6 protein-coding genes and 3 pseudogenes are annotated in these 9,393 nt (G+C 65.0%); 4 read left to right on the forward strand and 5 right to left on the reverse strand.

All coding sequences use genetic code 11. From position 1 onward, the window contains the following. Nucleotides 1-61: 61 nt before the first annotated feature. From VLR48_RS15475 to VLR48_RS15490, 4 genes and pseudogenes are all read left to right on the forward strand, one after another. A pseudogene (locus VLR48_RS15475) lies at nt 62-190 on the forward strand (electron transfer flavoprotein subunit alpha/FixB family protein); the annotation flags it as partial. A 102-nt stretch (nt 191-292) separates the two neighbouring features. Continuing rightward, nucleotides 293-1,297, forward strand: a complete 1,005-nt coding sequence (locus VLR48_RS15480) for a glycosyltransferase family 2 protein (RefSeq protein WP_325292661.1) — start codon at nt 293-295, stop codon at nt 1,295-1,297. Beyond that, a complete protein-coding gene (locus tag VLR48_RS15485) occupies nt 1,294-2,931 on the forward strand; it encodes a glycosyltransferase family 39 protein (protein WP_325292656.1) in 1,638 nt (545 codons plus the stop codon). The genes VLR48_RS15480 and VLR48_RS15485 overlap by 4 nt, the downstream gene beginning before the upstream one ends. A 2-nt stretch (nt 2,932-2,933) precedes the next feature. Further along, nucleotides 2,934-3,785, forward strand: coding sequence for a phosphatase PAP2 family protein (locus tag VLR48_RS15490; protein WP_325292657.1), 852 nt, complete (start codon nt 2,934-2,936; stop codon nt 3,783-3,785). A gap of 219 nt (nt 3,786-4,004) precedes the next feature. Here VLR48_RS15490 and VLR48_RS15495 read toward each other — a convergent pair whose 3' ends face one another. From VLR48_RS15495 to VLR48_RS15515, 5 genes and pseudogenes are all read right to left on the reverse strand, one after another. Continuing rightward, nucleotides 4,005-4,511: a DUF302 domain-containing protein gene (locus VLR48_RS15495; protein ID WP_325292658.1), complete on the reverse strand. Its 507-nt coding sequence runs from the start codon at nt 4,509-4,511 to the stop codon at nt 4,005-4,007. 45 nt (nt 4,512-4,556) lie between these two features. After that, a complete protein-coding gene (locus tag VLR48_RS15500; protein ID WP_325292659.1) occupies nt 4,557-5,210 on the reverse strand; it encodes a c-type cytochrome in 654 nt (217 codons plus the stop codon). Nucleotides 5,211-5,401: 191 nt separating this feature from the next. Further along, nucleotides 5,402-6,724: an NAD(P)/FAD-dependent oxidoreductase gene (locus tag VLR48_RS15505; protein ID WP_325292660.1), complete on the reverse strand. Its 1,323-nt coding sequence runs from the start codon at nt 6,722-6,724 to the stop codon at nt 5,402-5,404. Nucleotides 6,725-6,948: 224 nt separating this feature from the next. Next, nucleotides 6,949-8,517, reverse strand: a pseudogene (locus tag VLR48_RS15510) (cryptochrome/photolyase family protein). Nucleotides 8,518-8,731: 214 nt separating this feature from the next. Beyond that, nucleotides 8,732-9,393: pseudogene (locus VLR48_RS15515) on the reverse strand (ATP-dependent DNA ligase); the annotation flags it as partial.

Raw genomic sequence — 9,393 nt, forward strand, 5'->3', positions numbered from 1 at the left:
GCAAAGCCTCAAGGCCGCCACCCTCAACACCGTCGCCGCCGCCCGCAAGATCGGCGGCGACGTGCATGTCCTCGTAGCCGGATCAAGCTGCAACGGCGCCGCTCAGGCCGCCGCCCAATTGCAGGGCGTCACCAAGGTGAAAATGGCCGACGCCATCCACTACGAGAGCCAGACCGCCGAGAACCTGACCGCCCTGGTCCTCGCCCACGCTGCGGGCTACAGCCATATCCTTGCCCGCAGCCAAGTTACTCAGCACAGCGACGCAGCCCGCCCGCACCGCCCGGACCCAAGCATGAACGACCCAAGTCGCAAGCTCCCCAGCCTCTCCGTGGTAATCCCCCTCTACCAGGAGGCGGACAACGTCGCGCCCTTACTGGCCCGGGTGCACGAGGGCCTCGCGGGCTATGTCGGGCCATGGGAGCTGATCTGCGTAGACGACGGCAGCCGCGACGGTACTGGGGCCCGCCTGCAGGACACGGCCCAGTCGCATGGCAGCCACGTCCGGGTGATCCGCCTCGGCCGGAACTTCGGCCAGACGGCCGCCATGCAGGCCGGGTTCGACGCCGCCCGCGGAGAGTTGATCGCCTCCCTGGATGGAGACCTGCAGAACGACCCGGCCGACATCCCGCGCCTGGTCGCTGAGCTCCTCGAACGCGACCTGGACCTGCTCCAGGGGTGGCGGCGGGACCGTCAGGACGCCCTGGTCCTGCGCAAGATCCCTTCCCGCATCGCCAACCGGCTGATCGCGCGGGTGACCGGCGTGCGCCTGCACGACTACGGCTGCAGCCTCAAGGTCTACCGTGCCGCCGTCCTCAAGCGCATCGCCCTGTTTGGTGAGATGCACCGCTTCATCCCGGTCTGGGTCGCCGGCGTCACGGCGCCGGAGCGCATCGGCGAGACCGAGGTCGCCCATCAGGCGCGTCGTTTCGGGACCTCCAAGTACGGGATCTCGCGCACCTTCCGGGTGCTGATCGACCTCCTCTCGGCCTTCTTCTTCCTGCGGTTCGGATCGCGTCCGGGACACTTCTTCGGCTCCATCGGGATCCTCTTCGGCGTGGTCGGGAGCGTCCTGATGGCCGACATGCTCTGGGTGAAGTTCGGGCTCGGTCAGCACATCGGGACACGCCCGATGCTCTTCGTGGCCATCCTCTTCCTGGTCATGTCGATCCAGTTCCTCACGACCGGGGTACTCGCCGAGCTGATGACGCGCACCTTCTATGCCTCGGGCGAGCACACCCATCACCGGATTCGCTGGCAATCGGATCCCGCACACGCGGATTGGAGGCACTCGGCATGAGCCAGCCCATCGCCGATCGCAACCCGAGCGGGATACTCGGGCGCATCCTGACCTTGCCCTGGCTGCTCGTCGCTGTCGTGCTCCTGAGCTTCTACTGGCAGTTGGGCGCGGTGCCGCTCTACGATCTGGACGAGGGTGCCTTCACCGAGGCGACCCGCGAGATGCTGGCGAGCGGCAACTTCATCACACCGCACAAGGACGGGGAGCCGCGCTACGACAAGCCGGTTCTCATCTACTGGTTGCAGGCGGCCTCGGCCCAAGCGTTCGGATTCAACGAGCTGGCACTGCGTCTGCCCTCGGCGATCGCCGCGACCCTTTGGGTGCTTGCGGTCTGGGGCTTCGTGCGCGAACGACTGGATCGCGAGAGCGCAGTCGTCGCCGGGTTGGTGATGGCCTTGAGCCTCCAGGTCTCGGTCATCGCCAAGGGGGCGGTCGCCGACGCGGTGCTCAACCTCTTTATCGCGCTCGCCTTCTTCGAGATCTATCGCTATTACCTTGACCCGAATCCCGCGACCAACCGCCGCTTCGTGCTGCGTGCCTTCCTCTGGATGGGGCTCGGCTTTCTGACGAAGGGACCGGTGGCGGTCTTCTTCCCGGTCGTGGTCAGCCTGCTCTTTTTCGGATCGCAACGCGCGCTGGGACGCTGGGCGAAGGCGGCCTTTGCGCCGAAGGGTTGGCTGGTGTTCGTTCTGGTCGCTCTGCCCTGGTATCTCGCGGTCTATCTCGACGACGGGCCCGGGTTCTTCCGCAGCTTCTTCCTGGAGCACAACGCCGGGCGTTTCGGCGATGCCATGCACGGCCATGCCGGCTTTCCGGGCTACTACCTGGTGATGCTGCCGATCATCCTGCTGCCCTTCACCGGCTGGTTCCTGCGTCTCTTGCCGGGGTTGCGTGCCGCCTGGTCGGATCCGCTCCAACGGTTTCTCTGGATCTGGTTCGCCACCGTCTTCGTCTTCTTCTCCTTCTCCGGGACCAAGCTGCCGCACTACCTGCTCTACGGGGCCACGCCGCTCTTCATCCTCATGGCCAAACATCGGGATCTGCTGGAGGGCCGCTGGCTCGCCTTTGCGGCGCCGCTGATCTTCCTCGGCCTGCTGGTTGCGCTGCCCTACGTCGTCGGCCTCGCCGAATCTCAAGCGGACAGGGCACACGAGATCGCCATGTTCCAAGAGGCGCGCGGGGTCCTGGGGTTCGACTATCGACTCGCCATGCTCGCCGGCTTGGCCGCGCTGATCGGTCTGCTCCTCTGGTCCCGCCCGCCCCTGTGGCAGCGGCTGATCCTTGCCGGGGTGATCCAAACACTGGTGGTCTACGGGGTCCTGGTCCCGCGGGTCTTCGAGGTGATGCAGGCACCGGTGAAGGAGGCCGGTCTGCTGGCAAAAGAGCTGGATCTGCCCACGGTGGTCTACCGCACCTCCATGCCGAGCTTCAGCGTCTATCGCGATGCCGTCACGCCCAATCGTCCGCCCCTGCCCGGCGAGCTGGTCTTCCTGCGTGTCGACAAGCTGGACGCCCTCGCGACTGATTACCCGGGCCTGCAGCGCGACATCGTCTACCGTCGAGGTCCGGTCGCCCTGGTGCGCATGGGCCGGGCGGACGACACGAGCGCCGTCGGCACTTCACCCGGACGATGACGATGCGCACTGATTTCTATGCATTCTGGAAACACGCCCTTCGCGAGCGTTTGGTCACGGGAGCGGACCGGACGCCACTCAGGTCGCCGAGCGGCGCGGTCTGGTTGTTGCGCTGGGCGTTGGTCTGCCTGATCGTCGGCCTGACCCTTTATCTTGGCGTCGGGTACGACGCCGGTTTCATTCGGATCAATGCCGCCGCGGCGGCCTACCCTGACTGGGTCTGGCAGTGTCTGACGGTGCTCGGCGACGAACGCGTCCCCTTCGCCCTGGCGCTCCTCTTCGCGCTGCGCTATCCGAGGGTGTTCTGGGCGCTGGTGCTCGCGGCGCTGATCGCGGCCGCCTACAGCCGCGGTTTCAAGGCCCTCTTCGACACGACGCGCCCGCCGGGCGTGCTCGCGGCCGATGCCTTCAATCTCATCGGGCCGAGCCATACACGCGCGAGCTTTCCGTCCGGTCACAGCGTGACCGCAGCGGTCTTTTTCGGCGTCTTGATCTACTACACGCGCTGGACGGCGCTGCGTGCGCTGTTCCTGGGGCTGGCCGTGCTGGCCGGATTGAGCCGGGTCGCGGTCGGTGTGCACTGGCCGGTCGATGTGGCGGCCGGTCTGTTCGGCGGGGCACTCGCGGCCTCGCTCGGTGCCGTGCTTGCAGCCCGGTGGCCGGGACCGGCAACGAATCTATGGGTTCATGTGGCCGTCGTGGGCTTGGCCGTGATCCTGGCGGTCACGTTGCTCTTCGACGATGCGGGATACACCGCGGCCGCCGCGCCTTTGGCCGTCCTTGGCATTCTCGCGGCGGGGATCGCTGCGGTGCAGTATCTGCTTCGACCTTGGCTCGCCTATCGACGAGGATAACCGTCGACGCTGCGTAGGGTAAGCGCCGTAGGTCGGGTTAGGCGCGCCGGCACCCCCTCGAATGCTGCCTGCCAAGCGCGATGCGCACCGTAACCCGACGTTTGCGATCTGCTCGAATGTTGCAAGTCGGATTACGCTTTCGCTAATCCGACCTACGACCCGACCAATGGATTTGGGTGTGCTGTCGAGCCAGGTCGCCCTGGCCCGACGGGCGGAGGATCAGAACTCTCCGGTGGCTCCTGCAGTAATGATGTCGAGCATCTGACCGTTGATCCCGAGCGCCAGCGCCTGAAGCTCGGGCGGCAGATCATAGGCGCTGATCAGCATGTCCAGGTTAAGCATCTGCAACCAGATCCGGCCCTCGTTGTCCTCGACCAGCGCGATACTGCATGGCATGTAGGCCGCGAAGATGGTGTTGAATCGAGCCATCTTGACCGCGTCTTCCGGATTGCAGAACTGGAAGATCTCCAGGCGCATCGAATCGATCCCGCGATTTCCGACCTCTTGCCCGACGTTGAGATGCGCGACCAAGCGCATGTTGAGCTCGACCGCCTTCGAGAGCATGGCCTCGCCCGCGGCATCGGCGGAAACGCCGGGCGCGAGGCCGATCTTAAGTACGGTGTGCTCGACATCCGACACCCGGATCTCGGGTGCGGAGTCGTCGGCCGCCATCAACGGCATGGATGCCAGAAGGGTGAGTGCAACGACGAGGCTCAGGTGTTTCATTCTTGTATCCTCAAGATATTCTTATGGATGTGTCCGACGCAGGGCTCAGTTCTTGTCGTCGATCGTGGTCACGAAGCCGATGATATCGAGGATGTCCTGGTCGTTGTAATCCACGAAGGTCTCGTCGTCCGGGTCGTTGGCGTGCATCCGCTTGCCGGCCTTGAACTTCTCGATCTGGCGGAAGAGATAGCCGTCGTACTGACCGGCAAGCTTGGGACTTTCCTTGCGCTTGTTCCCTTCGGCCTTGCGCCCGTGGCAGGTCTTGCAGTCGCTCTGATAGATCTCCTCGCCGTTCTCGACATCCGCACCTTCCGGGGTCGGGACATCGAGCGGGTGGACGGCGTCGAGATCGATGCTCGCGATATAGGCGGATAGGCTGGCGAGATCGTTGTCGGACAAGGTGCGCAGACCGCCGACCACGATCATGGCAGCATGCTCGCGCTCGCCGTCGCGGTAGTCGGTAAGACTCTTCATCAGATAGTAATCGGGCAGGCCCGCAAGGCGCGGATATTTTCCGCCCAAGATGCCCTGCGAGTATTGGCCGTGGCAGAGGGCACACTGGCGATGCAGGCGTTGACCGAGTTCCAAATCCGGTTCCGCCTCCGCATCGGAGGTGGTGGCGAACACCGAAGGGGCGACGGCCAAGGTGCCCGAAACAGCGAGGGAAAGAGCCAGCGCACGCAGAAAGGGAGAGCTCATACTCCAAACTCCAGGTGGATGATTGTTCTCGTGAGCGGCTACGATAGGAGATCAGCCGCATAGGTGCAACCCATTCAGGATCTTGGGTTTTCTTGCCGATAGAACCCCTTCTTTCGGTAGGGTCGGAACCCGTCGGGGCGGAGCCGCGCGGTCGGGCGAGGTCCGGTCGGTACCGCGAGCGAAACCCTCGATCAGGAATCGGCCGAGGGCATGCTCGTGGTGCGCGGACCGGAATCCGGCCGCTCGATTGCATCGCCCGCGTGAGCGCCGAGCAGGCTGCCCGCAATCTCCTCTCCGGCACGACGCCCGGAATGCAGCGCCCATTGAATCGAGGGCGCCGACCGATATTCCCCGCAGGTCCAAAGCCAATTGGATTGACGCAACCGCACCGCGCCGGGATAGACGACAGGCGGCGACTGAACCGGCAAGGCACGCGGCAGCCGATACACCGCCAAGCGCACCCAGCCGAGGACCTGATCGCCGAACCAGCCGATCAGCTCGCGACGCAGGTCGGTCTCGAGCGCATCCGGGTTGTGCTCCGCGCCGTGCACGTTGACCGCGATGAGGCTCTCGTCCCGCGGGGCATAGTGATCCGAGAGATTGCTCGGACACAGCAGGCTGTTGATCCGCCCTCGCCCCTCGCCGTTGACCACGAGATACGGCCCCTCGATCGGCGGCGCACTCGCCGCGAAATACACGCAGGTGGTTCCGCGCCCCGCCACCGCCGCGCTGTGCGATCGACCCAGGAGACGCGCCGTCTCGTTGCCCTCGGTCGCCAGCACGATGGTGCCCGCCCGCAGCCGTTCGCCCGTGTCGAGCACGACTTGTTGATCCAGGATACGCTCCACGCGCGCGCCGAGGCGGATGGACTCCCGAGGCAACCGCTGCGCGAGCTGCGCAGGGAGCTCGCCCATGCCGCGCGCCGGCAGGGCCGTATCGCCCAGCGCAAAGGCACGAAACACGAACTCGAACGCGCGCGAAGACACGCCCAGCCCAGGCTCGAAGAAGACGCCGCTGAAGAAGGGTTTGAAGAAGCGCTCGATCATGCGCGCGGAGAAACCGAGCTCGCGCAGCAGGGTCAAGGCCTCGCGCTCCGGACGCGAATAGAGCGCTTGAAGATCGCCCGCGAGAGCCCGGCGACGCAGCGCGAGGAGTCTTAGCTTGTCGCCGAGGCTTCCCACCGGAGAGACCAGCATCTCGGAGAGCCGTGTCGGACGGCGCCAGATGTCGCTCACGCGATGCAGCTGCCCCTGCGTGCGCACGAGCGCCCCCGGATAGAAGGGACGCAGATCCAGGCGTGCATAGTCGAAGAACCGCTGCGCCTCGGGATACCAGGTCTGCAAGACCTGAAAACCCCGATCGAGGAGAAAACCGTCACGTCGATCGGTACGCACACGCCCGCCCGGGGCGTCCGACGCCTCGATCAGTAGGGGCTCGAAACCCCGCTCGCGCAGCGTGACGGCACAAGCCAGTCCGGAGAGACCGGCACCGATGATGATGACGTCTGTGCTCATGGTTAAACCGCGTCCGGAGTGCTAATCGTTGAGTTCATCTTGGCTTGTTCTTTGGACAACCCGCATCGACTGTGGGGACGCGGTTTGAGACGATCGTGTAGGTGCGAATTTATTGGCACGCACCGCCCGTTGTGCTGACGATAGGAAGCACAACTTTCGCCGACGGTTGGTTGTGCCTCGCACGGCTCGGCACAACCTCCGCTCCTCACGAGACCCTCTCTCCTTCAACCGCTCACTCCCGTCGCCAATTCTGCGCGTAGCGCCTCCGCCCGCCGGCGAATCGCGCCGAGGCGCTCGGGATCCATCCGCGCGAGATTCCGCCACTGCAACGCAGTGCGCGGATGGCTGGCGAACCGATCCCGGTGCCGATCGAGAAAATCCCAGTAGAGCGTCGTGAATGGACAAGCGGCCTCACCGAGGGCCTCCTTCGGATCATAGCGGCAGTGCCGACAATAGTTGCTCATCCGATTGATGTATTGGCCGGTCGCGACATAGGGTTTGGAGGCCAACAGCCCGCCGTCGGCGAACTGGCTCATCCCGATCACGTTGGGCGCCTCGACCCATTCGACGGCATCGACGAACATCGCCAGATACCAGGCATGGATCTCGCGCGGCTCCACCCCGAGCAGCAACGCGAAGAGTCCGGTCACCATCAGGCGTTGAATGTGGTGGCCGTAACCGTATTCGAGCACCTGTCCGATCGACGCCTCGAGACAAGCGTAGTCGGTCTTTCCGGTCCAGTAAAAATTCGGGAGCGGACGGTGTGCCTTCAGGACATTCGCTTCGAGATAGACCGGCCCCTCGCGCCAATAGATCCCGCGCACATATTCACGCCAGCCGAGGATCTGGCGGACGAAACCTTCGACCGAGGCGAGCGGCGCCTGGTTCGCCTCGAAGGCCGCGATCGCGGCATCGATCGCGGTGCACGGATCGAGCAGCTTGAGATTCAGCGCAGCCGAGATCCGAGCGTGATAGAGATAGGGCTAGCCGGTCCACATGGCGTCTTGCCAAGGGCCGAAAGCGGCAAGCCGGTTGCGGATGAAGTCATCGAGCGCCTCGCGCGCTTGGGCGGCAGTCACAGGCCAGTCGAAGCGCTCCAAGGTACCCGGTGCATTCGGGAAACGCTGCTGGATCAGTGCGATCAGGTCCCGCGTGATGGCGTCGGGAGGAAACCCGACCGGTTCAGGCACCATGCCCGGACCCTGCCGACCAAATGCCTTGCGATTCTCGTGATCTAGGTTCCACTGCCCGCCGACGGGTTGCGCGTCATCCGCCGGGCCTTCAATCAGGATGCCTTCCCGCTTGCGCAGATGACGATAGAAGTGCTCCAAGCGAAGCCCTTTGCGACCGGCCGCCCAACGCTCGAAATCCGTTCGCGAGCAGATGAAATGCTCATCCGGGCGGATCTCGAGCGGCACTGCATTGGTCAGGGCGACGGCCCGCAAGGCGGCGAGAACGCGATGCTCTCCCGGCTCGGTCAGGATCAAGCGCTCCGGGCGCAGGACCCGAATCGCCGCGGCGAGACCCGCGGCGAGCGACGGATCCGCCTCGACATCGAGCGCCCGATAGTGGACGTGGATCCCAGCCGCCGCCAAGGCGTCGTGGAAATGCCGCATCGCGGACAGAAACAGCAGGATCCGCGCCTTGTGCGACGGCACATGGGTCGACTCCTCGACCGCCTCGCACATCCAGACCCGATCGCGTGCCGGATCCAGATCGCGCAAGGCCGCGGCCTCGGCGTCGAGCTGATCCCCGAGGACGAGCACCAGTTGTCGGCAGATTGGATCGGTCATGGTTACCGGAGTCAGCGTTTGGATTTAGTGCAGCACGGCAGATGTGTCGATACCTTTCGTTGTCGTTGTCGACGATCGATACGACCGCGATTACGACAACGACAATGATCCCGGACGCTCTACACTGCACAAACAGCGATGTCCCGGAATAAGCGGCGCGACGGCACATGGCTGCTATCGGGCGACTAAAGTCGCCCCTACAGGCCCTACCGCCTCAAGCCGAATAGGCGATCTGCCGCCGAAAAAGGGTTTGGACCGTCGCGATGTCGTCGGCCTGATCCGCGGTCTTGTCCGGACGGTGGCGCTTGACGCGCGCGAAGCGCAAGGCTAGCCCGGCCGGATATTGTGGACTTTCCTGCAGCTCGTTGAAGGCGATCTCGACGACCAGCTCGGGACGCACATGCACCACCTGGCCGTCCTGCGCCACCGCGAGCGCGCTCAGACGCTCGGTCTGCCAGGTCAGCATGGCGTCGGTCAGACCCTTGAAGGTCTTGCCCAGCATCACGAAGCCGCCCGCCGGGTCGCGCGCCCCCAGATGCAGATTGCTCAGCCAACGGCTGCGCCGCCCGCTGCCCCATTCCGCCGCCAGGATCACCAGATCAAGCGTCTGCGTCGGCTTGATCTTGAGCCACTGCCGACCGCGCGCTCCGGCCGCATAGGGCGCCGCCGGGTCCTTGGCCATGATCCCCTCGTGACCCGCTGCGAGTGCACGATCCAGGAAGGCACGGGCCTCGGCCGCATCGCTCGGTTGCAGCCGCGGAATGAGTGCGCGCTCCGGAACCACCTCGGCGAGTGCGCCGAAACGCTCCCGCGCCGGCGCGTCGATCAAGAGGGTCCCGTCGCATTGGATGCAATCGAAGAAGAAGGCGCTCAGCG

The organism is Thiocapsa sp. (assembly GCF_035467215.1).
Classification (GTDB): domain Bacteria; phylum Pseudomonadota; class Gammaproteobacteria; order Chromatiales; family Chromatiaceae; genus Thiocapsa.